Source organism: Maridesulfovibrio sp. (assembly GCF_963677005.1).
In the GTDB taxonomy this organism is placed as follows: Bacteria; Desulfobacterota; Desulfovibrionia; order Desulfovibrionales; family Desulfovibrionaceae; genus Maridesulfovibrio.
On record NZ_OY781616.1, the window covers coordinates 3,656,599 to 3,682,523 of the forward strand.

At 53.2% G+C, this 25,925-nt stretch carries 20 protein-coding genes and 1 pseudogene; 6 read left to right on the forward strand and 15 right to left on the reverse strand.

Going from position 1 to position 25,925, the window contains the following annotated elements:
• Window positions 1-294 precede the first annotated feature (294 nt).
• From ACKU4E_RS16040 to ACKU4E_RS16050, 3 genes are all read right to left on the reverse strand, one after another.
• Window positions 295-1,260: a glycyl-radical enzyme activating protein gene (locus ACKU4E_RS16040; protein ID WP_320172087.1), complete on the reverse strand. Its 966-nt coding sequence runs from the start codon at window positions 1,258-1,260 to the stop codon at window positions 295-297.
• 176 nt (window positions 1,261-1,436) lie between these two features.
• Entirely contained in the window at window positions 1,437-3,827 is a 2,391-nt protein-coding gene (locus ACKU4E_RS16045) for a glycyl radical protein (RefSeq protein ID WP_320172088.1), read from the reverse strand.
• Between the two features lie 89 nt (window positions 3,828-3,916).
• Window positions 3,917-4,321 carry a heme-binding protein gene (locus ACKU4E_RS16050; RefSeq protein WP_320172089.1) on the reverse strand — a complete coding sequence of 135 codons (405 nt, stop codon included), beginning with the start codon at window positions 4,319-4,321 and terminating at the stop codon, window positions 3,917-3,919.
• 667 nt (window positions 4,322-4,988) lie between these two features.
• On the opposite strand from ACKU4E_RS16050, the gene ACKU4E_RS16055 reads away from it, so the two are divergent.
• From ACKU4E_RS16055 to ACKU4E_RS16065, 3 genes are read left to right on the forward strand one after another with little or no spacing between them, the layout of a single operon-like run.
• Window positions 4,989-6,866, forward strand: a complete 1,878-nt coding sequence (locus ACKU4E_RS16055; RefSeq protein WP_320172090.1) for a PocR ligand-binding domain-containing protein — start codon at window positions 4,989-4,991, stop codon at window positions 6,864-6,866.
• Window positions 6,867-6,868: 2 nt separating this feature from the next.
• On the forward strand, window positions 6,869-8,290 hold the full coding sequence (locus ACKU4E_RS16060; RefSeq protein ID WP_320172091.1) for a sigma-54 dependent transcriptional regulator: 1,422 nt from the start codon (window positions 6,869-6,871) through the stop codon (window positions 8,288-8,290).
• A gap of 3 nt (window positions 8,291-8,293) precedes the next feature.
• A complete protein-coding gene (locus ACKU4E_RS16065; protein WP_320172092.1) occupies window positions 8,294-9,952 on the forward strand; it encodes a tetratricopeptide repeat protein in 1,659 nt (552 codons plus the stop codon).
• Between the two features lie 103 nt (window positions 9,953-10,055).
• Here the strand turns inward: ACKU4E_RS16065 and nifA are convergent, their stop codons facing one another.
• The 12 genes and pseudogenes from nifA to nifH all read right to left on the reverse strand — a co-directional run bounded on the left by nifA (window position 10,056) and on the right by nifH (window position 23,119).
• The gene (nifA, locus tag ACKU4E_RS16070; RefSeq protein WP_320172093.1) at window positions 10,056-11,648 is read right to left on the reverse strand and encodes a nif-specific transcriptional activator NifA; all 1,593 of its coding nucleotides are present in this window, start codon (window positions 11,646-11,648) and stop codon (window positions 10,056-10,058) included.
• A 422-nt stretch (window positions 11,649-12,070) separates the two neighbouring features.
• Window positions 12,071-13,339 (reverse strand): radical SAM protein, encoded by a 1,269-nt coding sequence (locus ACKU4E_RS16075; RefSeq protein ID WP_320172094.1) that lies wholly within the window; start codon window positions 13,337-13,339, stop codon window positions 12,071-12,073.
• Window positions 13,340-13,383: 44 nt separating this feature from the next.
• On the reverse strand, window positions 13,384-14,736 hold the full coding sequence (locus ACKU4E_RS16080) for a nitrogenase component 1 (RefSeq protein ID WP_320172095.1): 1,353 nt from the start codon (window positions 14,734-14,736) through the stop codon (window positions 13,384-13,386).
• 187 nt (window positions 14,737-14,923) lie between these two features.
• A complete protein-coding gene (gene nifE, locus ACKU4E_RS16085) occupies window positions 14,924-16,282 on the reverse strand; it encodes a nitrogenase iron-molybdenum cofactor biosynthesis protein NifE (RefSeq protein WP_320172096.1) in 1,359 nt (452 codons plus the stop codon).
• Window positions 16,283-16,297: 15 nt separating this feature from the next.
• Window positions 16,298-16,756: a GNAT family N-acetyltransferase gene (locus ACKU4E_RS16090; protein ID WP_320172097.1), complete on the reverse strand. Its 459-nt coding sequence runs from the start codon at window positions 16,754-16,756 to the stop codon at window positions 16,298-16,300.
• A 15-nt stretch (window positions 16,757-16,771) separates the two neighbouring features.
• A complete protein-coding gene (locus tag ACKU4E_RS16095) occupies window positions 16,772-17,074 on the reverse strand; it encodes a (2Fe-2S) ferredoxin domain-containing protein (RefSeq protein WP_320172098.1) in 303 nt (100 codons plus the stop codon).
• 153 nt (window positions 17,075-17,227) lie between these two features.
• Window positions 17,228-18,364 (reverse strand): NifB/NifX family molybdenum-iron cluster-binding protein, encoded by a 1,137-nt coding sequence (locus ACKU4E_RS16100; protein WP_320172099.1) that lies wholly within the window; start codon window positions 18,362-18,364, stop codon window positions 17,228-17,230.
• A gap of 112 nt (window positions 18,365-18,476) precedes the next feature.
• Entirely contained in the window at window positions 18,477-19,850 is a 1,374-nt protein-coding gene (gene nifK, locus ACKU4E_RS16105) for a nitrogenase molybdenum-iron protein subunit beta (RefSeq protein WP_320172100.1), read from the reverse strand.
• 12 nt (window positions 19,851-19,862) lie between these two features.
• Complete coding sequence (gene nifD / locus ACKU4E_RS16110; protein ID WP_320172101.1) at window positions 19,863-21,500, reverse strand: nitrogenase molybdenum-iron protein alpha chain; 1,638 nt, start codon at window positions 21,498-21,500, stop codon at window positions 19,863-19,865.
• A gap of 20 nt (window positions 21,501-21,520) precedes the next feature.
• Window positions 21,521-21,894, reverse strand: a pseudogene (locus tag ACKU4E_RS16115) (P-II family nitrogen regulator).
• 1 nt (window position 21,895) lies between these two features.
• Complete coding sequence (locus ACKU4E_RS16120) at window positions 21,896-22,243, reverse strand: P-II family nitrogen regulator (RefSeq protein WP_320172102.1); 348 nt, start codon at window positions 22,241-22,243, stop codon at window positions 21,896-21,898.
• A gap of 48 nt (window positions 22,244-22,291) precedes the next feature.
• Window positions 22,292-23,119 carry a nitrogenase iron protein gene (nifH, locus tag ACKU4E_RS16125; RefSeq protein ID WP_320172103.1) on the reverse strand — a complete coding sequence of 276 codons (828 nt, stop codon included), beginning with the start codon at window positions 23,117-23,119 and terminating at the stop codon, window positions 22,292-22,294.
• A 323-nt stretch (window positions 23,120-23,442) separates the two neighbouring features.
• Here nifH and ACKU4E_RS16130 point away from each other — a divergent pair, with 323 nt between their 5' ends.
• The 3 genes from ACKU4E_RS16130 (at window position 23,443) to ACKU4E_RS16140 (ending at window position 25,894) form a co-directional block, all read left to right on the forward strand.
• Window positions 23,443-24,549, forward strand: a complete 1,107-nt coding sequence (locus ACKU4E_RS16130; RefSeq protein WP_320172104.1) for a pyruvate carboxyltransferase — start codon at window positions 23,443-23,445, stop codon at window positions 24,547-24,549.
• Entirely contained in the window at window positions 24,546-24,764 is a 219-nt protein-coding gene (locus ACKU4E_RS16135; RefSeq protein WP_320172105.1) for a hypothetical protein, read from the forward strand. Before ACKU4E_RS16130 ends, ACKU4E_RS16135 begins: the two co-directional genes overlap by 4 nt.
• Window positions 24,765-24,943: 179 nt before the next feature.
• Complete coding sequence (locus ACKU4E_RS16140; RefSeq protein ID WP_320172106.1) at window positions 24,944-25,894, forward strand: hypothetical protein; 951 nt, start codon at window positions 24,944-24,946, stop codon at window positions 25,892-25,894.
• Window positions 25,895-25,925 lie beyond the last annotated feature (31 nt).

Genomic DNA, 25,925 nt, shown 5'->3' on the forward strand with positions numbered 1-25,925 from the left:
AATATTGGAAAATCGACTTGTTTTTACAAATCCATACTTTGCAGTGCCATGATAATTGTATCCGTCCGGTGGATGTAGGGTTGCCCAACCTCAAGAGAATCAAAGCAAAATTAAGCGGCCATGTCCATGACCTTTCCCGGGATTATCCTTCTGAGCTTTGGCGCAGGATGCTCCTGCCGACAGTTTCAAAAAAAGACCGCCGTCTTCACCAGATATTGCGTGAAGGCGGCGGTCTTTTTTTGGAGGTCTTAATGGCTCTGTTATCCCGGCTGGAAGCCGGGTTTTAGCTTTTCCTCAACCTCCCACTGAAACATTCGGACAGTGAGGCATGACCAGATCTTTCAGTGCAAGAACATGCTCGCGTTTTGGCGGAGTAACTCCGCTGAGGGTGTACTGTCTGTCGAGCTGTTCCCATTTTGGTTCGCCGAGCCTGTGATAGGGCAGGATATCCAGCCCTTCCACGCTGCTGCCCAGCGATTTTACAAATTTTGCCGTTGCTTCGATATTCTCTTCCGAGTCGTTGCAGCCGGGTATCAGCGGAATTCTGATGCGCATGGTTTTGCCCATTTCTGCCGCCATCCTGATGTTGGCCAGAATCTGTTCATTGGGAGCACCGGTCAATTCCCGGTGCCGGTCCGAATCCATGTGCTTTATGTCGGTGAGAACAAGGTCGGTGTACTTCATGACCTCTGCAAAAGTCTCGGCAGGGCAGAGACAGCAGGATTCTATGGCTGTGTGCAGCCCCATGCTCTGTGCTTTTTGCAGGGCGTTTATCAGGAATTCCGCCTGCAGGGTGGGTTCTCCGCCGGAAAAGGTTACTCCTCCGCTGGAGGTGTTGTAGAACGGGCGGTCCCGTTCAACTTCTTCCATTACTTCGTCCACCGTCAGGTATCGTCCCACGATGGTCATTGATCCGGCATAACATTTTTCCACGCATTCCCCGCAGTATGTACACTTGTCGCGATCAATCAGCACTTCGAAGTTTTCATTGATCTCGATAGCCTGCTCCGGGCAGAGCGTGGCGCATTTTACACACCCGATGCAGTGGTGGGGAATGCGCATTATTTCCGGGCCGGGATTCATTGATTCCGGGTTCTGGCACCACTTGCACTTCAGCGGGCAGCCTTTGAGAAAAACCAACGTGCGGATGCCGCCGCCGTCGTGGACCGCGAAACGTTGAATATCGAATACCAGGCCCGTGAGCGGTCCTTTGTGCCTGTCCTCAAGACTGAATCTGTGCTGCCGTTCCTTCCATCTCATTCTTTAACTCGCTTGGTTGTGCCTTGGCCCGCATATTTGTCCCTAAGGAGAATACAGCCCTTTTTAAACTGGGAGGGATTCCAAAGGGGATTATCTCCTTTGGAAAATTAATCAGTGCTTCATTATCTGCCCCCGGCAGGCCTGTCAGGCCGCCGGGGGCAGTTTGCGATTATCGCTTAGAAGTTCTGTTCGGTACGTGCAAGGATGTCGTCCTGCAGGGATTTATCGAGCGCTGTGAAGAAGGCGCTGTAGCCTGCCACGCGGACAACGAGTCCCTTGTGTTTTTCAGGATTGGCCTGGGCATCGAGCAGGGTTTCCCGGCTGATGACGTTGTACTGCACGTGGAACCCGCCGTTCTGGAAGTATGCTTCGGTTACGGCCTTGAGGTTTTCCAGACCCTTTTCGCCTTCGATGGCGGAGGGGTGGAACTTCTGGTTCAACAGTGTTCCGTTGGAGGCTATTTCGTGGTCCAGCTTGGCTACGGAAAGAACGGATGCGGTAGGACCGCAGGAATCGTATCCGGAAATCGGGGATACGCCGTCAGCCAGCGGAGTCCAGGCCTTGCGTCCGTCGGGAGTTGCGGTAACAACGGAACCCAGGGGCACGTTGGCCGAAGCGGGGTACAGACCGGGCTGGAATTTGCCGCCGCGGGGGTTGGTGTACTTGTTTACTTCGTTGCAGTAGATCAGTGCGGCTTCCTTGGCGATATCGTCGGCGTAATCATCGTCGTTGCCGTATTTGGGAGCGCGGTTGACCATCATCTGGCGCAGGTCTTCCTGGCCTTCGAAGTTGTTTGCAAGTGCGGCACCGAGATCTTCAAGGGTGATGGCTTCATCATCGAAGACAAGTTTCTTGATCGCGGTCAGGGAGTCACCGGCATTGGCTACGCCGACACCCTGAGGGCCGGTGAAGTTGTAGTGGGCTCCGCCTTCCTGCAGGGACTGACCTTTGCCTATGCAGTCGTCCACGAGGGAGGAGAGGAAGGGCAGCGGGCAGTGCTTGCCGTGGGTCATGTCCACGGCGTTGTCTGCTGCGGCCATGAGTTTTACGAAGTAGGCAGTCTGCCTGGTGTAGGATTCCATGAGGTCTTCGAAGGATTCGAAGGTCTTCAGGCTTCCGCTCTTGGGACCGAGCTGTTTACCGGTGCGCTGGTCCACGCCGTCGTTCAGGGCCAGTTCGATGATTTTGGCCATGTTGTAGAAAGCAGCATCGTGCCAGCCTTCGGTCTTGCCGCCTACCTGAGGCTCAACGCAGCCGATGATGCCGTAGTCGCGGGCGTCTTCGCGTTCAAGTCCGCGAGCCAGCAGGGCGGGCACGATGACGCGGTCGTTGTAGTATGCCGGATAACCCATACCCATGCGGCTGAGCTCGGCGGCTTTCTTGTACAGCGGGTCCGGGGTGCCTTCGTGAATGCGGATGGACAGGGACGGAGCGTAGAGCTTGGTGTTTGCTCCGGCCTGCAGCACGAGGTAGGACATGGTGTTGGTTGCATCCGATCCGTCGCGCTTCTGGCCGCCCACGATCAGGTTCATGAACATGGGATAGCCTGCGAAGGCCATGGTGGAATTTTCGTCGCGGACCTTATTCAGTTCGGCGAATTTTACCCAGAGCATGTCCAGCATTTCCTGAGCCTGTTCAATGGAGATGTCGTCCTTGAGCAGGAAGGGGTTCATGTATTGGTCGAAGCGCATGGGGGAAATAGAGTGGCCGTTTGATTCGATCTGGATGACCAGATGTACGAACCAGAATGCCTGCAGTGCTTCCTGGAAGGTTTCTGCGGGCTGGGCGGGAACCTTGCGGCAGATGCGTGCTATTTCAATCAGTTCGGCCTTGCGCTGGGCGTCATCGCAGGCAGAAGCCATTTTTTCGGCCAGTTCGGCGAAACGTCCGGCAAATGCTATGACGGCCTTGTTGGCTATGATTACCGAATTGAGGAAGTGCATCTGATTCAGCTGGGATGCATCGGCGAAATCCAGCCCTGCGAGTTTGTCTTCAGCCTGCTTGATGATCGCATCAATACCTACGTTGAGGACTTTTTCGTAGTTGGCGGAAATGTGGCCGACTCCGTTGTAGAAGTAGTTACCTACGGTATAAACGACTTCGTTGTGGGCTTCGAGGGACTCAGGAGGCATGAGCTTGGAGGCGATTTCGTTTACGGTTCTGCCGTCCCAGTAGGTGAAGGCTTCACGCAGCTTGGCTTTGACGTCTTCGGTGATGAGAAATACGTCGGCGGTTCTTTTTTCCAGACGATCAAGTTCCTCTTCAACCCATTTGCAGGAAAATTCGGGAAAAATAGGGGCGGAGCGGGGCATGGAGCACTGGTTGCCGACAACAAGCTCATCATCCTGAATGAAAATGGACATGTTGGAGAGGATTTTTTCCAGAGCTTTGGCCCGGCGTATAGGCATGGGCTGACCTTCGGTTTCCTTGTATGCTTCGGTGATGAGCACGGCGCGTTCGGCGCAGACTGCCGGGGCAGTGTTCAGGAAGCGGTCAAGGGCTCTTTCCACTCTGGGGGAAGCGCCTACTGTCTTGGGGATTTCCACACTGGGTTTGTTCTTGGTCATTTTTCCATTCCTTCGGTTAAAGTTTGTGTTGCGCTGGAGGTCAGGCCCTTCCGTCAGGGGCGGTTTCCTCCATGTTCAGGCAGCGTGCTTTATTCCGTGTACGCGGCAAGACCCGCTTCCGCACATGCGGTGTCCTGCTCTACACTGCCTCCGCTTACGCCTATGGCTCCGACTACCTTTCCACCTTCTTCTATTGGCAGTCCTCCGCCGAAAATAACTATGCGTCCCCCGTCTGCGGCGTGTATTCCGTAAAGCTCGCCTCCGGGCTGGGAAACCGATCCCAGAATTGCGGTGGTCATCTTTACGGCCACAGCGGTGTAAGCCTTGTTTCTGGACAGATCTATGCTGACCAGAAGGGCGTCATCCTGGCGCAGCTGGGCTACAAGATTGCCGCCCTGATCCACCACGGCGATAACCATGGGGACGCCTATTTCTTCCGCTTTCTTCTCTGCCGCAGCGATCATGCGCTGGGCGATTTTGGCTGTTACAGGCATTGTTCTTCCGTTTTTTGAACTGTTTTTGTGCTCCCCGGCAAAACCGGGTTCCCGCAGCGTATCGGTTTCGGGAACTCGCGGTTTTGTTTCTCAGGTGCTTCCTCTATCTGGTGCTGTGTCTTTGGCATCGTCCTGTTTCCGCATGTTCAGTCGATGCCGTATGCTGGAACACCCTAAAGAGAAAAACGTGCCAACTGCGTTTCTGCTCTGTATTGCGCGTGGTTATGATGAAACGGTGATTTTTCTGACATAATTGATAAAAATATGGTGTCAGCCATGGTTGACATCATTTTCTTGAAAGATATGCAGCTCAATAGATAATGTAATAAGTTTTAATGTGTTACGCTGTTGATGTTATTCTGGTTGACACACAGGATGCGAGGTTGTCACCCGTTGCGGTGCTTTATGGCATGAGTGGAAATATATTCCAGTTTCGAATGGGACCGAGGATTCATACAGACAACGTATCCTGCCATTATAATGGATGAATGTGTCCTGCGGGCAGTCTGACTCCGAAACGTTGCGTAAACACGGCGGTTGCGGTTACCTTGTTGATACAGGTAGTCGATAATGGCATTGAATATGCTTCCCGACTTGATAAAACAAAGAACCGGGTTCACTCCGGCAGAATGTCGGGATTAAATCCTGAGATATGAGAACAATGGATTTGAAAAAAAATAAAAATGCCGATGACGGTGTTTGCCCCGATGATTTTATCGAGGAGCTTAACACCCTGCGTGGCAGAGTCGAGGAACTGGAGGCCAGCAGAACCCTTTGCGGGAATTTCAGCAGCGGCTGCACCCTGAACAACCGTTTTGCCAACTCCGGGAGCAGCGGCAGGGAATACCGTTTTGAGGATTATTTTGATGTTGCGGCCATCCAGCAGATTCAGGATGCCTTTTCGGAGGCAACCAAGGTCGCTTCGATCATAACGGATCTTGACGGTCGGCCCATTACCAGACCCAGTCGGTTCTGTCGGCTGTGCAACGATGTCATACGCAGGACGGAAAAGGGACTTAAGAACTGCATGCGTTCCGATGCCGCCTTCGGCACAAAGAGTCCGCTGGAGCCGATCATGCGGCCCTGCCTGAGCGGGGGGCTTTGGGACGGGGGAACCAGTTTCTATGTCGGTGACCGCCACATTGCAAACTGGATAATCGGGCAGGTGCGCTGCCCGCCCATAAACGATGAGCAGATCAAGCAATACGCCAGGGAAATAGGAGCGGACGAGGACGAGTTCATGACCGCTCTGGCCGAGGTCCCGGTCATGTCCCGAGAACAGTTTCTGAGCGTGTGCAACGTGCTCTGTCTTATCGCCAACCAGATTTCCATCCTGGCCCGGAAGAATTTTCTGCAGGCCCAGGCAATTGCCCGCCGCCGGGTGGCGGAAGCCGCCCTGCGTGAAAGCGAGGAGCGGTTCAGGCAGCTTTCACAGTCCACGTTCGAGGCCATCTTCATACATCACGAAGGACGGATTCTGACCACAAACAAGGCCGGGCAGCGTCTGTTCGGTTATTCTCAGGAGGAATTTTCCGGACTCAACATTGATGACCTCGCTGACCCGGAAAGCCGGGATATTGTCCGGATACATACTTCCAGAAACAGGAGATCGCGTTTTGACGCGAATTTCCGCTGCCGTGACGGAAGAATGCTTATCTGCGAAATTCAGCAGCGGGACATTATTTTTCAGGGAGAGAAGGCCGGGGTCTGCGCTGTTCGAGACATTACCGAGAGGGTGGAATCGGAGCGGCAGGCCAAGGAAAAGCAGCAGCAGCTGATTCAGGCCGACAAGATGGTCTCGCTCGGTGTGCTTGTGTCCGGCATGGCCCATGAAATAAATAATCCCAACAGCTTCATGACCCTTAATCTGCCCTTGCTGGCGGAGATATGGGGAGATATTTCACCGATTCTGGAAGATTATTATCATGAAAACGGCGAGTTTCTGGCCGGAGGGCTTGAATATTCGGAACTGCGCAGCTTCATGCCCGATCTGCTTGCGAGGATGCAGGAGGGGGCCGCAAGGATCAGCGGAATAGTGAACAGCCTCAAGGATTATTCGCGGTTGCAGCCGGGTGAGTTGATGTGGGATGTGGATCTGGGCGATGTAATCAGGAATTCTCTGCGGTTGCTTGAGAACCTGATCAGCCAGAAGACTTCGAAATTTGAAATCGATATTGACGGAGATCTGCCTCCCGTGCTTGGAAACTCGCAGCGGCTTTCGCAGGTGCTGATCAACCTGCTGGTCAATTCCTGTGAGGCACTTACGGACAGAAAGCAGGCCATTTATCTTTCCTCGCGCTATAACAGGGACAGAAAACGGATAGATATCGTGGTCCGCGATGAGGGAGTCGGAATTGCCGAGGAACATCTTACCAAAATAACCGATCCTTTTTTTACCACCAAGCGCAACTGCGGCGGAACGGGGCTGGGACTTTCCGTTTCTTCGACAATTGTGCAGGAACACGGCGGTGAGCTTGAGTTTTCCGCCAATCCCGGAGGAGGAACCGTGGCCAGGTTTTCCATTCCGGTAGCGGAGAGAGAATAACGATGCATAAGGTCACAGGACTTACCCCGAGATTCCCATTGCTGCTGGTTGATGATGAAGATTCCTGGCTGCAGAGTTTTCGGGCCACCCTGCGTTCTCAGGGCATAGACAACGTGGTGCTGCTGAACGACGGGACTAAAGTTATGGAAACCCTGGCCGCAAACAGGTTCTGTGCCGTGGCCGTGGACCTGATGATGCCCGGAATATCCGGGGAGGACCTCATTCCCCGCATCGTGGAGGAACACCCGGAACTTCCTGTGCTGGTCATCTCCGGGCTCAATGAGATCAAGGCTGTGGTCAACTGTATCCGCAAGGGGGCCTTTGACTTCATCGTCAAAACGGAAGATCGCAACACCCTTATCGCCGGGGTCCGCCATGCAATAGAGATTTTCGAACTGCGGCAGGAGAATTCCTCTTTACAGCAGAGGTTTTTCAAGGACGGACCGGATCGTCCGGATCTGTTTTCGGAAATAGTTACCGCGCACAAGGATATGTTTTCCGTCTTCAAGTACATTGAAGCCATTGCGGAAACCTCCCGTCCGGTGCTTATCACCGGGGAGTCCGGGGTGGGCAAGGAGCTGATCGCCCGTGCTGTTCATAATGCCAGCGGACGCAAGGGCAATTTTGTTCCGGTCAATATCGCCGGACTGGATGATAATATTTTTTCCGATACCCTGTTCGGTCATAAGAAGGGCGCATTTACCGGTGCTACCGAACCTCGTGTCGGGCTGGTGGAAAAGGCCAGAAACGGAACGCTTTTCCTTGATGAAATAGGCGACCTCAGCCCGGCATCCCAGACAAAACTGTTACGCCTGCTGCAGGAACACGAGTTCATGCCGTTGGGGTCGGACATGTCCAAAAGGTCCAGTGCCAGGATCATCACCGCAACACACCGGTCAATTTCTGAAATGCAGGATCAGGGTAAATTCCGCAAGGACCTGTTTTTCAGAATGCGCGGCCACATGCTGCACATTCCTCCGCTCAGGGAACGCAAGGAGGATCTCCCCCTGCTCATTTCCCATTTTCTTGATGAGGTCCGCATGGAATCCGGGAGCGAGGTGGAAGCCGATATTCATGAAATATCCGATTTTCTGGACGGCTACCGTTTTCCCGGTAACATTCGTGAATTGCAGCATCTGGTGCATGATGCCGCCGGAATCTGCGGATACACGGAACTGAAGCCCAAACATTTCAAGAAGCTGCTGGTCGTTCCTGGTGATTCCCTTGATGCAAACGGTTTTGTGTCCGAAACAGGGGAAAGCGTCTCTTTCGGAACACGTCTGCCTACATTGCAGGAAGTCCGGGCCAGGCTCATAGAAGAAGCATTGAGGCGAACCAAGGGCAACCAGTCTTCGGCAGCGCAGCTTATCGGGGTCACCCGGCAGGCGGTCAGCAAATATCTGAAAAAGAACAGTCAGGATTGATTGATGGAAAACAGCTGGTCACCATGCCGGGCAACGGCATTGGTACTTATTTTTTCGGTCCTGTTCGCAACGGTTCCGGGTATGGCGGAAGCAGGAGCAGCCCGGTATGACAGAGCCTGGAAATTTTATGATCAAGGCAACTACGCAGAGGCGCTGAAACTTTTCAGTCAGGAGGCGGCGGAAGGTAACCCCAGGGCGGAAAACGCGCTGGGACTCATGTATGACCGGGGGAAAGGTGTGGAGCGCAGCATCGGGCAGGCTCTCAAGTGGTACAGTCTGTCTGCCGAGCACGGCTATGCGAGCGCACAGAGCAATCTCGCTTCCTGTTACCAGCACAGCCGCGGTGTTCCCAAAGATTATGAAAAGGCCCTGTACTGGTACCGGAAGGCCGCCGACAACGGTTTTGCCTCAGCGCAGCGCGGAGTCGGTGATATGTATTTCTTCGGGCAGGGTGTCCCTCGGGATTATTTAAATGCCGCACAGTGGTATTCAAAGGCCGCTTCGCAGGGAGACATGAAGGCTTGCAGTCGTCTGGGGCAATGCTGTCTGGACGGTCCGGAAGGAGTGTGTGATTACACCAGAGCCCGCAACTGTTTTGAGAAAGCTGCGGCAGAAGGTGATGCTTCCGCAATGGCCGGGCTGGGCAGGATTTATTTTTACGGGTTCGGAGTTGATAAGGATTGCGGCAAGGCCGGGCAGTTCTTCCGCGAGGCTGCTGCCGGAGGTAATCCCGCCGGATTGGTCGGACAGGGAGCAATGTATCTGACCGGTGCCGGGGTCGACAAAGATGAGTCCAGGGCCGCCGATTTGTTTTTAAAAGCAGCAGAACAGGGCGATACTGCGGCCATGCTCAATCTCGGGCATATTTATGCACAGGGGCTGGGTGTTGCCGAGGACCCGGTCAAGGCCGCGTACTGGTACCGCAGGGGCGCGGAGCACGGTTCGGTAGAATCCATGTATTTTATCGGGAAGATGTACTTTGCTGGTTCAGGCGTGCGGAAAGATTTTTCCAGGGCATTGGAGTGGTTCGAAAAAGCCGCCGAGCAGGGGGATGATTATGCCCGGACTGAACTTGCCTATATGTATCTTGAAGGTAGCGGTGTTGACCGTGATTATGGGAAGGCCCTGTCTCTTTACCGGCAGGCGGCGGCAAACAGAAATGCCGGTGCCATGTACAGTATAGGTTGTATTTATCAGAATGGTCTGGGGGTAGAGCAGGATGATGGAGAGGCTGCAAGTTGGTTTTCCAAGGCAGCGGAACTCGGAGATGCGCGCTCCCAGTCGGAGCTTGGGTACAGATATTATTACGGACGGGGAGTGAGAAAGGATTTTTCCATGGCTCTGGAACTCTGGGGAAAGGCCGCAGAGCAGAATAATCCCGAAGCGCTGAATAACCTCGGGGCGGCTTACATATACGGAGAAGCTGTTCCGGTGGATTACGCAAAAGGCCGGGAGCTTATTTCAAAGGCTGCCGCGCAGGGATACCCTGAGTCGCAGTTCGGTATGGGAGAAATCTATGAACGCGGTCTGGGTGTTGCAAAAGATCTAGGGGCAGCTGTGGAGTGGTACGAAAAGGCTGCTGCCGGCGGGAGCAGGAAAGCTAAGGACAGGTTGCGGGTTCTGAAGGGATCTGCGCATGCCGGTTCCGGCAAGCTCAGGTGATGAAATAAATTTCAGTGTGCCGGAAATAAAAAATCCTCGCCCGATGCGAGGATTTTTTATGCTGCAATCCCGATGATTACAGCTTGAGCCAGTCAGGAAATATCTATTCTTTTTTCATGCGTCTTAATCTGGCGCGTCCTTCTGCTATCATGGATTCAAGGCCGTATCTCTTGACCCTGTAGCCCATCTGCCGGGCGGAAAGTCCCAGAGTCTCCGCTGCCTTGTACTGAATCCAGCCGCTACGTTCCAGGGCTGCCACGACCTCGTTACGCTCCACTTCCTTCAACGAAGTGCAATGAGGCGGCTCGTCCCTTGAAGTTGAAGTACTTTCCACTCCGGGAGAGCCTGCATGTCCGTTCTGCCCCGGAGCAAGGTGGGCTTTAAGAAACTCAAGGGTGATGTATTCGGAGTCGGACATGATCACCAGACGCTCAATGAGGTTCTGCATTTCACGTACGTTGCCGGGCCAGTCGTAGAGCATCAGGGCATCCAGAGCCGCCGGAGTGAAAAACATCTGCCTTCCGTAGTTGTCGGACATTTTCTGCAGAAAGTGGTTGAGCAGGCCGGTGATGTCCTCCTTGCGGTCCCGCAGTGCCGGTACGGTAATGGGGAAAATGTTCAGCCTGTAATACAGGTCAAGCCTGAATTCATTGCGCTCAACAAGTTCTCCCAGATCACGGTTGGTCGCGGCCAGGATGCGTACATCTATATGGCGGGTGCGGTTGGAGCCGAGTCTTTCCAGTTCCTTTTCCTGCAGAACGCGCAGCAGCTTGGACTGCAGGTTCATAGGGAATTCGCCGATTTCGTCGAGGAAGATGGTTCCGCCGTCTGCCTCTTCAAAGCGTCCCTGTCTGGTTCCGCTTGCCCCTGTGAACGCACCTTTTTCGTAGCCGAAGAGTTCGGACTCCAGCAGGTTTTCCGGTATTGATGCACAGTTCACCTTGATGAACGGATGGCCCTTGCGGTCCGAGAGTTCATGGATGATGCGGGCTATGAGCGTCTTGCCTACTCCTGATTCTCCCAGCAGCAGCACTGTGGCCCTGGTTGGGGCAACCTTTTCTAACTGACGCTGGACTTCGACCATGGCCGAACTCTGGCCGACAATGTAAAGCCCGCCGGTCTTCTTGGATATCTGGTATTTGAGGGAGGTGTTTTCGCGTTTGAGTATGGCCTCCCGTTCCATAATTTTTTCGTTGAGGCTTATAAACTGCCCGATGAGGGTGGCGACGATCTTGAGAAAGTCGATGTCCTCTTCCGTTGCAATGTCGTCTCCGAAAATCCTGTCCACGTTGAGCACGCCGATAGGTTCACCGTGCAGAATAATCGGCACGCCGATAAAGGATATCTGTCCGCGCCTGATTTTGCGTGAGCCGGTCTTGTCCAGAAACAGCGGTTCCTTGCTGATGTCCGGCACATAATAAGGTTCACCGGTCTGGAATATGCGTCCGGTAACGCCTTCATCCAGTCGGTAGACCCCGCGCTGTTTTTCTTCCAGCGACAGGCCGTAGGAGGCGTTAATGGAGAGCTGTCCTGTTTCGGGATCGTAAAGAGTTACGGTGGCCCTCTGCATGCTTAGATTCTCGGAGAGAATGCTGAGCACGCCGTCAAGAGCCGATTCCAGGTCCAGCGCTTGATCGATTGCCTGGCAGATAGCGAGCAGCGCGGAAAGTTTTAATCCATGCAATGAGGGATACATGCCCTGCTTCAAGCAAAGGGGATGCCAGTTTGTGAATAGGTAAAAAAATATGTAATGTCAGTATGTTATCCGAAAGTTCATTTTTGAATTATTTACATTAACGTTAAATACAAAAATGTCGTCTACATATTTGCAAATTTATGGCGTGCAAATCGAAAAAGACCGAAAGTGATTGCCGTAATTGAAAATACACGTGTCCGGGTTGCCGTCAAGAACCGGTCTGATCAGCGTGGAAAAGGATGTTCTGGGTGAAACCGGTCTTAAAAGCCGGTTGTTGTGAAAAAACCTTCAAAATTGTCAGGTATGTGCTCCACCGCAGATGAGAGAAGCCCCCGACAGAGCAACTTGTCGGGGGCTTCGCAGTGTATAGAAACGGAGCCTTTCTATCTATAAATGATTGTTCGCTCGGACCATCGGGCTTATCAGCCGCACTTGGTTCCGGTTCCGGTGCAGCAGGCATCGGCGATACTACCGCGTCTGCCTTTGTGCAGGTTCATGTTACCGCCGCTGAAGACGGTTTCCAGTGCGCTTTCGATGAATCCGCTGACTACATACGGCTGTATGCCGTTTTCTTCGAGCATGAGCTGCGGGGTCTCACCGATGGCGGCTGCGAAAACAGCCCTACAGTCGCTGAGAGTGGCGGCCAGATCGGTCCAGCGTTTGGGACCGCAACCGGCAGTGGGAGCCTTGCGGGTTTCCACCAGTTTGAATCCGCCTTCGGGGTTTTCGCCCCAGATGTAAAACTCCTTTGCCTCGCCAAGATGCTGGTTGACGAGCATGCCTTCACGTGAAGCCACGGCCACGTACGGGCGCGGAGCCTTTATGTCGATCGGCTTGAGTTCGGAACATGCTCTGAGCGTTCCGCACAGGGCTGCGGATTTATCATCTCCGAGAAGACCTACTGCGTCTGCGCGGCAGCGCTTGCAATGAGTCATCTGCTTGATGATTTCTCCGGCTTCCTTGCGCAGAGGTACGATGATGTCACGGCCGGGTTCGTCATAATCGGCGAACAGAGTTCCCTCTGTTGGTTTGAGGGGGATCATGTTCTGGATGTCCGCTCCGAGTTCGGCTGCAACACGGGCAACTTCGGGAATGTGGTGTTCATTAATTCCGGGGATGATAATGGAGTTGACCTTGACCATGACGCCGCGTTCCTTGAGCCCCTTGATGGCTGCAAGCTGGCGTTCCAGAAGTACCTTGGCGCCTTTTTCTCCGCGGTAGACCACGTTTCCGTCTTTTACCCAGGAGTAGATTTTGGCACCGATGGCGGGGTCCACGGAACTCATGGTGATGGTCACGTGCGAAACTCCGAGCGCGGCGATGTCATCGAGATATGGCAGAATTCCCATGCCGTTCGTGGAGAGGCAGAAAATCAGATGGGGATGCTTTTCGTTGAGCAGACGCATGGTTTCGAGAACTTCTTCGGGGTTGGCGAAGGGATCGCCGGGGCCGGCTATACCGGCAACTGTGATGCGCGGTTCCTTGGCCAGTACTTTATCCATATATTCAGCAGCCTGAAACGGCTTGAGAACGCTGCTGGTAACGCCGGGGCGTGATTCGTTAACACAGTCGTATTTGCGGTTGCAGTAGTTGCACTGGATGTTGCACTTGGGTGCTACCGGCAGATGGACTCGTCCGCAGGTTCCTGCGGTTTCCTTATTGAAACAAGGGTGCTTGCTTGTGTCTTTCATGATATCTCTCCCAGATATTTTCAAATCGAGTGTACAGGCTGCTTTTACATGTATCCGTAACCGACGGGGTTGTCGGCCTGCTTCTTTTCGAGCACAGCGTTTACTATACGGTCATAAAGGTTGAGTGTGCCTTTGTAGCCGATATGGAGCGTGCGCTGGCCACCGAAACGGTCATGGATCGGGAATCCCACCCGGATGAGCGGAATGTTCCATGCCTTGGCATAGCGGTAGCCTTTGGAATGTCCGATAAGAAGATCGGGCTTGAGTTCCGCTGCGCGTTCGGCAATGTCGAAGAAGTCCACGCCTTCGTGGATTTCAGGCATATTGCGGGCGACACCTTCGGTTACAGCTGCAATGGCCTTGTCCAGTCCTTTTTTCTTTGCTCCGGTTCCGGCCAGGATCACATCAACGCCTATTTCGGCCAGAAATGCGCAGAGTCCGGTGACAAGGTCTTCTTCGCCGTAAACCACCGCCCTTTTTCCGGCCACGTATCTGTGGCCGTCAACGTAGGCATCAATGAGTCTGCCTCTTTCGCTTTCATAGCGAGCGGGGATGGGGGTGCCTGAAACAGCTTCAAGAGTTTCGTAAAAGGTGTCCGATTCGCGCAGACCCATGGGCAGTCCTATGCGGTGGTTGGCTACTCCGAACTTGCTTTCCAGGCTGGTGCCGCCTGTCTGAGCAGGAAGGCAGCGTCCGAATTCTATGGTCGCTGCAGCGCCGGACATCTTTTTGATTGATTCAACGGGAGTTCCGCCGTTGGGGATTTTCACGTAATCCTCCAGCGCGGGGCCGTCGAGAGTTTCCGAAATATCGGGAAGTATGGTCGCTTCAATGCCGAAGTCATCACAGATATCGCGCAGAAGACGGATATCTTCGCAGGATATCATGTTGGGCAGAATGTTGACCGAGTTATCGTCGGCAGCCTTTTCGGTGCAGAGCTGCTCCACCAGAGAGCGCACAGCGCCGTGCCAGCCGTCGGTATGGGTGCCGTTGTAGCTGGGGGTGGATACCGAAACGATTTCAGGGAGATCGAGATCGCCGAATTCTTCATGGAATTCATGGAGATATCTGGGGACGTCATCACCTATGGTTTCGGTAAGACAGGTGGTGGCTATGCCGATGAGTTTGGGCTCGTATTTCTTCATCACGTTGATGATGCCCTTCTTGAGGTTCGGTCCGCCGCCGTAGATGGCGTGTTTTTCTCCCAGTGCCGAGGATGCGATATCAACAGGTTCGCGGAAATGACTGATGACGTAGCGGCGCATATAAGTTGCGCAGCCCTGTGAACCGTGCAGGTAGGGGATGGCTCCTTCCACTCCGCGGAAGGCGAGGGATGCACCAAGGGGGGTGCAAAGCTTGCATGCATTTGTGGTGGAAGTGTAATTCTTGCTGGACATATCTGGACTCCATTGGTGCCTGGTGCTGATCTACCGGATGCTTATTTTATAGATTGCCGGTCCGATACAGCCTTGAGGCTTGAAAATTGACGTTTAATTGATTCACTAAAAAGTAAATGGTCTCTTCACGGTCTTGAACGGTCCGGGCGGAGGAGGGTAACCGTTCCGCCGGATCGTTCAGTCCCGATTACTTGCGGCGTTTGGCCCTGCGCGGGGCGAACTGCCATACCGGGCTTGTGGCCGAAGCGTGAATTTCCCGGGCGAAGTTGAGCATGCCCACGAATCCTTCAAGGGATTCCTTGCGTTCGTGGTTATGGTCGCAGAAGCCGACTCCCATCTTGAAGGCGATGGGGCGCTCTTTTACTCCGCCGACAAAAACGTCAACGTCTTTTTCCTTGATGAATGCAGACAGCTCAAGCGGGTTGGCATCGTCAACAAGGATGGTTCCAGGGTCTGATATGTTTGCGAGTTCCTCGTAATCTTCTTTGGTTCCGGTCTGAGAGCCGACCATGACGACTTTCATTCCCAGGTGGTGAAAAGCCTTGAGCAGGGAAAATGCCTTGAAGGAACCGCCGACATACATAGCGACTTTTTTGCCTTCAAGATCCTTGCGCATGCGAGCCAGTTCCGGCATGAGTTTGGAAAGTTCATCGCGTACAAGCTCTTCTGTTCTCTTGACAATGTCCGGGTCGACATCCTTGAAGAAATCAGCAACCTGATAGAGGGAGTCCGCCATGTCTTCAATGCCGAGGTAGGAGACGCGCATGTATGGTTTTCCGTACTCCTCTTTCATCATTTTTGCCAAATCCAATGTCGCACCCGAACACTGTACAAGGTTAAGGGCCGCCCCATGGCTGCGCCCGATATCCTTCACACGTCCGTCGCCGGTAATGTTGGCGACCACCTCAACCCCCATCTTCTTGAAATATTCGCGAATTATCCAGATTTCGCCGGCAAGGTTGAAGTCGCCGAGTATGTTGACTGACATGGGGGAGACATCCGAAGTGTCTTCGGTTCCGACGAGTCTGAACAGAGCCTTGCAGGCGGCGAGGTAGCCTTCTCTTTTGCTGCCCTTGAATCCTTCGGACTGAACCGGAAGTACGGGGATGCCTTTTTTCTCCGTCATTTTTTTGCATACGGCTTCAAGGTCATCGCCGATAATGCCGACAATACAGGTGGAGTAGACAAATGCGGCCTTGGGATGATGACGGTCAATGAGTTCATCGAGGGCGGCTTCGAGTTTCTTTTCGCCCCCGAAAATGACATCAGTTTCCTGCAGGTCGGTGGAAAATGAAAGCCTGTGCAGTTCCGGGCCGCTGGAAAGCGCTCCGCGGATATCCCAGGTATAGACTGCGCAGCCGATAGGTCCGTGCACCAGGTGCAGGGCATCGGCGATGGGATAGAGAACCACCCTTGATCCGCAGAATACGCATGCTCTCTGACTGACCGCTCCGGCGAGAGACGGGCGGTTGCATGCCATGTCCAGAGCTCCTTCTCCGGTGCGGTGAATCTGCGCCTTACGTTCATCAAGTATGTATTCGTTCATGATTGACTCCGTTTGTTATAGACTGTGCTTCTTGCGAAGGCAGATCATGCTGGTTTTGTCCCAGCCTGTTTTATTGTAAAATTTCAGTGCAGGTTCGTTTTCGCAGTCTGCAAGTAACTGCAGCCTTGTTGCTCTATTTTCTTCTGCGAATTCGTATAGCCCCTGCATTAACCGGGCTCCGATTCCCCTGCTCTGAAAGTCCTCGCGGACCACAACATCCTCCACCAGTATGGAAGGCCCCCCTTCTGCGGTGGAGATGACGATCTGCCCTGTGCACATGCCGACCACTTCACCGCCGCTGTCCGCAACCAGAATACAGGCGCGCGGGTTGCCCAGCAGCATTTTCAGGCCCTCAAGCTGCCGTGACCTGTCTGCCGAAAAGTCCGACTCAATCGAGAAGAGCATTTTCAGCAGGTCTGCCATAGGTGCAAGGTCTGCGGAACGGGCGGTGCGGATGGTTACAGCGGTCGACATGTGCATATTCCTTCCCTATTCAAGCAGGTAGTCGGCGCAGGGTTCTCCGTCTTCGAGACCATCAAGAATAGCATCAATGGCTTCTTCGGAATCTACACCTTTGAACCACCAGTTATCGGGCTGGATGACCATGATAGGACCGCTGTCACACTGTTTCAGACAGCTTGTGGCAACAACCAGGGCATCAAGGCCGCGATCAAGTATTTCTTCTTCAATGTACTGCAGGAATCCATCAGTCTGCTTGTGACAGATGCCTTTGGGTTCTCCTGCTGCACGAAAACTCTGACAACAAATGACCATTCTCTCCGGGGTAGCCATATTTCTCTCCTTGGTGCTGTTTTTTTATTGGTTCTGCCTTCAAGATTGCTGGCGGCTTACCAGACCTTTTCCGGCGTTGCTGTTGGTGCTTTTATTAAATTCTGTGACTGGATATCTTGATAAAAAATGTTTCAGGGTCCTGGTGCAGTGATCTTAGTTTTTGCACTTCTTTCCTTTCTTTCCTCCGCCGTAGAGCACATCTACAGTGCCTTCCACGTTCTCTTCGGAGATGATGACCCTTAATCCCTTTGATTCCAGTATCTGTTTCGGGTTTTCCCCGGCACTGGATGTCAGCAGCACGAAACAGTCGCTCAGAGTATCGGCAAGAGACTCCCATCTGGAATTTCCACCGCCGGGTTCAGGAGCGGGTCTTGTTTCGAGCAGGCAGGCCAGACCGTCTTCCCGGCGGCCGTAGATAAGAAGCTGGTGGGCCTGTCCGAGATGGAGGTCTATGTCCATTCCTGCAGTGCTGGCCACAGCCACGTTAGGACGTTCTCTCGTGGGGCGGGGCAGGGTGCTGCTCGGAGGAACTTCAACTTCCGCCCCGCATGTTTCCCACGGTTCCATGAGTTCAATATGCTTTGCGGCAAGTACACGGGCGGACTCAATCTGCTCATCGGATGCAGCGGAAAAGCTGCTGCCTTCCTCGGGGACGAAAGGTGATATGGACATGATGTCTGCGCCGTATTCTTTGACCGTTTTGGCTATCTCTTCTATGTGCCCTGCATTTGCAGGATAAACAGTGGTACTGATATTCACGGTTAGTCCGGCCTTTTTGAAGGCCTTGATGGCCCCGGCCTGTTCCTCGACCAGTATTTTCGAGGCTTCGGCAAGGGGTACTGTTTTGGTTGACGGGCGAATCCAGGAATAAAGTTCTGCGGCTATTCCGGAATCGACCGCGTCCACCAGAACAGTGATGTGGGAGATTTTCAGTTCGGCCAGCTTGTCAACGTAATATGCTCCTCCGAAACCTACGGTGGAGATGCTTAAGGCCATTTCAGGAAATTTGGCTTTGACCAGCGCGAGAGCCGTATATGTTGCGTCAAATACGGTCAGGGGATCACCGGGGCCTGCGATGCTGACACAATCTATTTTTTTGCCGTCGCTTATGAGCTGTTCAAGGGCGGTTACCGCTGCCATCGGAGATATGGCGGCATTTGCCTTGGTATCGGAGGCAAAACGGATTCTTGCGTTTGCCCTGGGAGCTACCGGGAGATTCATGCAGGCAGGAGATGTTTTTACCGAAGCGCTGCAGTGAACAGTGGGATTGTGTGTGGGGGAAGAAGTCATAACTAACAGGCTCCGTTATTTGAATCTTGTGCCGCTGGTCCCCTGCGGAGGGGAATGGAAAAATTCGGGTTAGTCCCTGCGGCGGACAGGCCGCCGCAGGGAAGTATATGTATTAGAGGACGAGATCGAAGGTTTTTTCGGAAGCATCGCGGTCCCGGCGATCCAGGAGCGCTCCGAGTATTTTTTCCAGGAGACGCAGGCCGCCTTTGTACCCCACGGTGGGGAAGTACTGATGGCCCTGGCGGTCCGTGATGGGGAATCCCCAGCGGATGAAGGGGATGTCTTCGTCACGGGCCATGTATTTGCCGTAGGAGTTACCCATGAGCAGATCCACAGGCTCGTTCTTGATCCACTGGTGGAGCAGGAACATATCGCCTTTGGCCTTGACCTTGACTTCGTAAGGCATGTCCGCAGTGAGTTCCTTGATGCGCTTTTCGAACTTTTTGCCCGGAGTACCGGTAATGACGTATACGGGGCACATGTCGATGGAGCGCAGGAATTCGACCATGGAGATGAGCTGGTCGGGATCGCCGTAGATGGCAACCCTTTTGCCGTAGAAGTACTGGTGCATGTCGGAGATCATGTCCACGAGCTGTCCGCGTTCGAAGGAGATCGAATCGGGGATGGATGCTCCGGCCACGGTGCGCAGTACATCTATGAAACGGTCGGTGGCCTTGAGCCCGAAGGGCATATCCAGCACGGTGCAGGGCACTTTATGCTTGGAATCCAGCCAGCGTGCGCCGTCTGCGGAACACCATTCGCCCATGGCGATTGTTCCGATGGACTGGCTTGCTTCCTTGAGTTCCTTGATGGTTACACCGCCGTCGGGGAACATCTTGTATTCGCCGTTCAGGGGACCGTTGAGAACACCGGAAGTGTCCGGGAACATGGTGATGTCAACGCCGATCATTGAGCAGAGGCGTTTGATTTCTTCCATGTCGCTCGGTTCAACCCAGCCGGGAATGATGTTTACCTTGCCGTTCTTCTTGGAAGTAGGCTCGGCGAGCTGGGCCATGGCCTTGACCATGTTGGAGAATCCGGTGACATGCGAACCCACGTAACTGGGGGTGGGAGCACCGAATACGGTCTTGCCTTCGGGGATTTTGCCTTCCTTGGTAGCCTTGGTGATGATCTGTCCAAGGTCGTCACCGATTGTCTCGGAGAGACAGGTGGTGTGGATGGCGATTACATCCGGATCGTAAACCGTGAATATGTTGTTAATGGCCTGAATAAGGTTGGCCTGTCCGCCGAAAACCGATGCACCTTCAGTGAAGGAACTGGTAGCTGCGGAAATGGGTTCTTTATAGTGCCTTGTCAGCATGGACCTGTGGTATGCACAGCAGCCCTGTGAACCGTGGGAATGGGGCAGGCAGCCCTTGATTCCCAGAGCGGCGTACATTGCGCCGATGGGCTGGCAGGTCTTTGCCGGGTTGATGACGAGAGTGCTGCGGTCCGATATTTCTGTGGGTGTGTGTCTGAGTAACATTTTAAATTCTCCTTATTCCCACACAAATGTCGCGGTGAGTTCAGGTTTTTCCTGCCAAGGGGCTTTCATGTATCCCCAGACCTTGCTGTTCACGAGGCGATCGATTTCTCTATAGAAATTGATTGCTCCCTTGAAGCCTGCATAGGGGCCGCCGGAATCGTAGCTGTGAAGCTGTTTCATGGGGATACCGAGCTTCTGGATGGAGAATTTTTCCTTGATGCCTGCGCAGAAGAGGTCGGGCTTCAGGAGTTCCACCAGTTTTTCAGCTTCGTACTGGTTCAGGTCGTCGACTATGATGGTTCCCTTGTCCATATCGGTGTTGAGACCTTCATAATGTTTGAACTGGTAACCTGCGTCTTCCAGTGCTTTGATTTCTTCGGGAGTCTTGCGGGGGTTGTAGAGTTTTTCATCCGCTTCGACTTCGATTTCCTCAATGTTGCGGGAGTCAGCATCCACTCTGATATCGGGGATTACGCGGCGTCCTTCGTAGTCGTCGCGGTGGGCAAACTCGTAACCTGCGGAAAGGGTTTTCATGCCCATTTCTGCGAACAGATCCTGATAGTGGTGAGCACGGGAGCCACCAACGAAGAGCATTGCTGTCTTGCCTTCGGTACGGGGGCGTACTTCCGCTGCTACAGCCTGGATTTCAGGCATTTCTTCAGCAATGACTTCTTCAATGCGGTCGATGAGTTTCTTGTCGCCGAAGTATTCGCCTATTTTGCGCAGGGACTTGGCGGTGGGCTCTGCACCGATGAAGCTTACCTTGATCCAGGGAATGCCGTATTTGGTTTCGAGCATGTCAGCCACGTAGTTGATGGAGCGGTGACACATTACGCAGCTGAGGTCTGCGTGCTGAGCCGATGCGAACTGATCGTAGCTGGAGTTTCCGGAGAAGGTTGCGAGGTTGGTGATACCGCATTTTTTCAGTATGCGGTCAATCTCGAAACCGTCACCGCCGATGTTGTATTCACCGAGCAGGTTGATTTTATATTCTTCGGTGCGGGGCTCCTCGTTTAATCCGACCAGGTGTGTGAACACTTCGTTGTTCGCAATGTGGTGACCTGCGGACTGGGATACACCCTTGTAACCTTCGCAGGAGAAGGCGAAGACGTTGCAGTCGCCGAATTTTGCCTTCATCTTTCTGGCTACGGCGTGAACGTCGTCACCGATGAGGCCCACCGGACAGGTGGAGAAGATGCATATCCCCTTGGGATGGAAGAGGTCGTATGCCTCCTGGATAGATGCTTCGAGTTTCTTTTCTCCGCCGAAGATGATGTCTTTGTCCTGCATATCGGTGGAGAAACAGTAAGTCATATAGTTTTCGCCGTCGGGACCTGCATCGGTCTGGTTACGGCGAGTAAGCCAGGAATAGAAGCCGCAGCCGATGGGGCCGTGGGTGATGTTCACGATGTCGCGGGTGGGGCCCATGATAACGCCCTTGCAGCCTGCGTAGGTGCAGCCGCGCATGGTGATGATGCCGGGGATGGTACGTACGTTTGCTACGATTTCCGGCGGTGCTTCACTTTCAGTGGCTTCATTGATCATTATCTGCTTGGCGCGTTTGCGGGCTACTTTAGGCGGATACTTCTTGAGAAGCTCGTTCTTGATGTCCGCCGGGTCCCACTGCACCACTTTGGTCTTGGTAGTCATTTCATATTCTCCTGAGGTGGTTAAGCGATGGACTTTGCGCCGGTTTCACCGGTTCTGACCCGTACTGAGTCGCCCATGGAGCTGACGAAAATTTTTCCGTCACCGGGTTTTCCTGTCCGGTTGGCTTCCATGATTGCCTGTACTACGTCGTCCACGATTTCATCGGAACAACGGCGGTTACAATGCGTTTGGGGTAGAGGTTCCCCTTTTCACCGAGTACGGACGCTGCCTCCTCGTATCCGAGTTCTGCTCCCTCAAGCACCGCTGTGTTGACGAATCCCTTTCCCCGGCCCTGTGCTTCGTGGGCGAAGAAGGCGTCTACACCGGCTTCGGTGAGGGCTTTCTTTGTGCGGTTCATCTTGTTCATCCGCACTATTGCGATGATTTCCTTCATGCTATGCCTCCTCAGCCGGGGCTGCTTCGTTGATTCCGGAGCTGATGGTGTAAACATCTTCAACTTCAGTTACGAAGATCTTGCCGTCGCCGAAGGCTCCTTTGGTACCGGAGCGGGCTGCATCCATGATGGTATTGATAACGAAGTCTTTATCTTCGGATTTTACTACGCTCATAAGCATGGTCTTGGGGATTTCATCGTAAGTAACTTCGCCGATTTTGATGCCGCGCTGCTTCCCGCGTCCTGCTACAGAGTACTTGGTTACGGCGGGAAAGCCGTTGTCCATGAGTGCTGCCAGGACGTCGTCCGCTTTTTCCGGTCTTACAATTGCTCTCACCATGATCATCATTGTGTTTCTCTCCTTGTGTGCTTTGGAATAGGGGGGTGCTGCTGTGTACTAGACTTCCATGAGACCGAAATCGAGAAGAAGCTGTTCGAGTTCTTCAATTTCAAGAGGTTTGGGGACAACAAACATTTCGTTGTTGTCGATAGCGTTTGCCAGACCTTTGTAGACTTCGGCCTGAGGAACGGTATCATCCCATTCGATAACGGTTTTACGGTTGATTTCAGCGCGCTGTACGTCGTTGTCACGAGGAACGAAATAGATCATCTGGGTGCCGATCTTTTTGGCGAGCTCTTCGATCATTTCCTTTTCGTTATCCACGTTACGGGAGTTGCAGATCAGTCCACCGAGGCGAACACCGCCGGATTCGGCGTATTTCATGATACCCTTACAGATGTTGTTGGCTGCATACATGGCCATCATTTCACCGGAACATACGATGTAGATTTCCTCTGCCTTACCGTCGCGAATAGGCATTGCGAATCCGCCGCAGACAACGTCGCCGAGAACATCATAGAAGGCATAGTCAAGGCCTTCGGATTCTTCATAGGCGCCGAGGTTTTCAAGCATGTTGATGGAAGTGATGATACCGCGTCCTGCGCAACCTACGCCGGGTTCGGGGCCGCCGGATTCAACACACCAGGTTCCGCCGTAACCGGGCTTGCGGATATCCTCGAGCTCGACATCTTCACCTTCTTCACGAAGGGTATCGAGAACGGATTTCTGAGCCAGGCCGCCGAGAAGCAGACGAGTGGAGTCAGCTTTGGGGTCGCAACCAACAACCATGACCTTGCGGCCCATGGTTGCCAGACCGGCAACGGTGTTCTGGGTTGTGGTGGATTTTCCGATTCCGCCTTTTCCGTAGATAGCTACTTTTCTCATTGTGTCCTCCATATTGTTAGGATTGTTGTCGTTGATGCTTAGTGTCCCTAAGGCAAGGTGCGTGCCAAAAATGAGTGCTGCGTATAACATATTGAAATATAGTGATGTTTTCTCAAAACAAGCAATTTCGAAGAGGGTACAAAAATGTACGAAAATACGAAGATTGAGGACAAAAGTGTAGGAAACTACATTTTTGAATGTTACAAATCGCGTTATAAACGTTCGAACTCTATGTATTTATTGTATTACGCAGAAAATTGATTTTGGCATCAATTATGCTTCACTGAAGAAGTGAACTGTTTTAATCCGTGGAGGATAACAAAATGCTGATAGATACCACCTTGCGCGAAGGAGCGCAGCTGTTCGGAGCATATTTCAACGTTGAAACCCGCAAGCGCATTGCCGACGGACTCATTGAAATGGGCGTGGATGAAATCGAGATGGGCTGGGTCGGACAGGAAGGTATCCACGAATTTGCCGGGTATTTGAGCCGTGCAGCTAATGGAACGCATCTCAGTGTCTGGTCCCCGTGCAGGGAAAAGGATATACTGGCTGCTGCCGAGCTTCCCGTTGATCGTATAAATATAGGCGTCCCGGTTTCGGACCTGCATATTGAGAAACGTCTGGACACGGACCGTCAGTCCATGCTGCGTAAGCTCGCTGCAGCCATACACACTGCCCGGGAAGCCGGTTTCAAGTATATCTCGGTCGGTCTTGAAGATATTTCGCGAGCCGATCCCGATTTTTCCATGAGCATGGCCCTGCACGCGGAGGTCTGCGGAGCATCCAGAGTCAGGCTTTCGGATTCGCTTGGACAACTCACTCCGCTTGCCATGGCTGAACTTGTAGCCAGGTTCAGATCGAGAATAAAAATTGATATCGCCGTTCACTGTCATGATGATTTCGGCATGGCTACCGCCAACTCAGTAACAGCTCTGGATTCCGGTGCGGATTATGCGGACGTGTCGGTGATGGGAATCGGCGAGCGTTCAGGAATAGCTGCCACGGAGGAGCTTGTCGCACACCTGTCCATCCGTGGCGGAAGGGATAGCTATTCTACCGAAGTTCTGAAAGACGTTTGTCTGTTTGTTTCTTCTGCCGCGAGGGTTCCTGTTTCCAGGACCAAGGCCGTGGTCGGTACTGATATTTTCGCTTGTGAGTCCGGACTCCACACACACGCGCTCAGCAAGCTCCCGGAGTTGTTTGAACCGTACAATCCCGAGTCTGTCGGCACCTCGCGCAAGGTTGCCGTCGGAGGCAAAAGCGGGCGCGCTGCCGTAAGGTCTGCCTTGTCCGAATGCGGGGTGGACAGTGCCGGAGCCGATATCGCTTCACTGACAGAAGCTGTGCGGCAGCTTTCGTGCCGTCTCAGCAGGCCCCTTACTCGTAGCGAACTTATCCGGTTAAGCAGTGGCGAGGTGTTGTCATGAGCCTTTTCAAACGCGCACTGATGATTTTTTTCTGGATTTCCATGATGGCCCGCCCTGCGTATTCAGCCTGCCTGCCTCTCATGCAGCAGGCGCACGTAGTGGCGATCGGTTCTGCCTGCCCAGCGGCATCTTCAGCCGTTGCCACGGAACTGTTGTATCCTGGAGGATACGGGTATGACGATCATGGACATCACCGCATTCCTTACGAACCATAGACCGTCTGTAACAGTCGTTCTGGTTCTGCTTGTTGTGGCGGCATCCGCAACATATCTTCTGGTCAGGAACAGGCTGCGCGTGCATCCGGGATCAAGTGGCGCGTTCAGCAGAAAAAGTTTAAAAAAAAGTAATTCCCGGAAAGAGGGCCCTATTTCCCTAGGAATAAGGAGGGCAGTCAATGAATTTATGCGTAACTGATATCGGGGACATTCCCGTTGCCGGCCCTGTAGAATCTTATGGGAGCGGCGCGGTTCGCTCCTGTTCTCCCGTAGGCAGATGTGTACTCAGCACCGAGGCCGGTGAACTTGTCCCGCAATATTCTACAGATGACCTGCGCCGCAAGACTGTGCAGGCAATACATTTTCATGAAAACGGCAATGTGAGAAGTCTGTCGCTGGAGGAAAAAACACCGGTCTTTACCCCTGCCGGAATCATTCCCGCCGAGATGATCACTTTTTATAAATCCGGTCACGTCAAGCGGGTCTTTCCGCTTAATGGTAAACTTTCCGGCTACTGGGCGCAGGAGGATGAAGAGGCTCTTGCAACTCCTATAGCACTGGACACGCCTGCCGGGCCGATTTCTGTCAAACTCATCAGCATATGTTTTTATGAAAGCGGTGATCTGCGGTCCGTTACCCTGTGGCCCGGAGAAATTGTGACAGTGGGGACTCCCGCCGGATCACTCAAAGTCAGGACAGGGATGAGTTTCAGGCAGGACGGAAGCCTTATTTCCGTAGAGCCGGCCGTACCGGTTCAGGTAAAAACTCCGGCGGGGACGGTTACCTGCTACGATCCTGATGCCGTTGGAATTCACGGAGACACCAATTCTCTGGTTTTTGACTGCTCGGGAAATGTTACCCGTCTGGTAACGACCCTGACTTCCATAACTGCAACCCATTATTCGGGACGCAAGGCCGCTTTCATTCCGGAATCCCGCGATTCGCTTTGCGGAGACGGAGACAAGGAGATGGTCCCCATGTTGGTATCTTTTGAGGCTGGTGGGATGACAATTCAGAGTAACCCGAAAATCGCCGGTGTCTATATTGATTTTGACGAGTACGAAGTGAGAACCGATCCTTTTCTCCCGCAACTTGGTAATATGCTCGGAGGACTCAAGTGTTCAGTCTGAGCAGGATATTTTCTATAGGATAATAATACTC

Bases quoted from the DNA above. Each gene is read 5' to 3' on its own strand.
- ACKU4E_RS16090 (WP_320172097.1), bottom strand. From the start codon at position 16,756: ATGTCGACCGCTGTAACCATCCGCACCGCCCGTTCCGCAGACCTTGCA.
- ACKU4E_RS16050 (WP_320172089.1), bottom strand. From the start codon at position 4,321: ATGCCTGTAACAGCCAAAATCGCCCAGCGCATGATCGCTGCGGCAGAG.
- ACKU4E_RS16135 (WP_320172105.1), top strand. From the start codon at position 24,546: ATGAGCCTTTTCAAACGCGCACTGATGATTTTTTTCTGGATTTCCATG.
- ACKU4E_RS16040 (WP_320172087.1), bottom strand. From the start codon at position 1,260: ATGAGATGGAAGGAACGGCAGCACAGATTCAGTCTTGAGGACAGGCAC.
- ACKU4E_RS16140 (WP_320172106.1), top strand. From the start codon at position 24,944: ATGAATTTATGCGTAACTGATATCGGGGACATTCCCGTTGCCGGCCCT.
- ACKU4E_RS16095 (WP_320172098.1), bottom strand. From the start codon at position 17,074: ATGGCTACCCCGGAGAGAATGGTCATTTGTTGTCAGAGTTTTCGTGCA.
- ACKU4E_RS16045 (WP_320172088.1), bottom strand. From the start codon at position 3,827: ATGACCAAGAACAAACCCAGTGTGGAAATCCCCAAGACAGTAGGCGCT.
- ACKU4E_RS16130 (WP_320172104.1), top strand. From the start codon at position 23,443: ATGCTGATAGATACCACCTTGCGCGAAGGAGCGCAGCTGTTCGGAGCA.
- nifK (WP_320172100.1), bottom strand. From the start codon at position 19,850: ATGTTACTCAGACACACACCCACAGAAATATCGGACCGCAGCACTCTC.
- ACKU4E_RS16075 (WP_320172094.1), bottom strand. From the start codon at position 13,339: ATGAAAGACACAAGCAAGCACCCTTGTTTCAATAAGGAAACCGCAGGA.
- ACKU4E_RS16100 (WP_320172099.1), bottom strand. From the start codon at position 18,364: ATGACTTCTTCCCCCACACACAATCCCACTGTTCACTGCAGCGCTTCG.
- ACKU4E_RS16060 (WP_320172091.1), top strand. From the start codon at position 6,869: ATGCATAAGGTCACAGGACTTACCCCGAGATTCCCATTGCTGCTGGTT.
- ACKU4E_RS16120 (WP_320172102.1), bottom strand. From the start codon at position 22,243: ATGATGATCATGGTGAGAGCAATTGTAAGACCGGAAAAAGCGGACGAC.
- nifD (WP_320172101.1), bottom strand. From the start codon at position 21,500: ATGACTACCAAGACCAAAGTGGTGCAGTGGGACCCGGCGGACATCAAG.
- ACKU4E_RS16065 (WP_320172092.1), top strand. From the start codon at position 8,294: ATGGAAAACAGCTGGTCACCATGCCGGGCAACGGCATTGGTACTTATT.
- nifH (WP_320172103.1), bottom strand. From the start codon at position 23,119: ATGAGAAAAGTAGCTATCTACGGAAAAGGCGGAATCGGAAAATCCACC.
- ACKU4E_RS16080 (WP_320172095.1), bottom strand. From the start codon at position 14,736: ATGTCCAGCAAGAATTACACTTCCACCACAAATGCATGCAAGCTTTGC.
- nifA (WP_320172093.1), bottom strand. From the start codon at position 11,648: ATGTATCCCTCATTGCATGGATTAAAACTTTCCGCGCTGCTCGCTATC.
- nifE (WP_320172096.1), bottom strand. From the start codon at position 16,282: ATGAACGAATACATACTTGATGAACGTAAGGCGCAGATTCACCGCACC.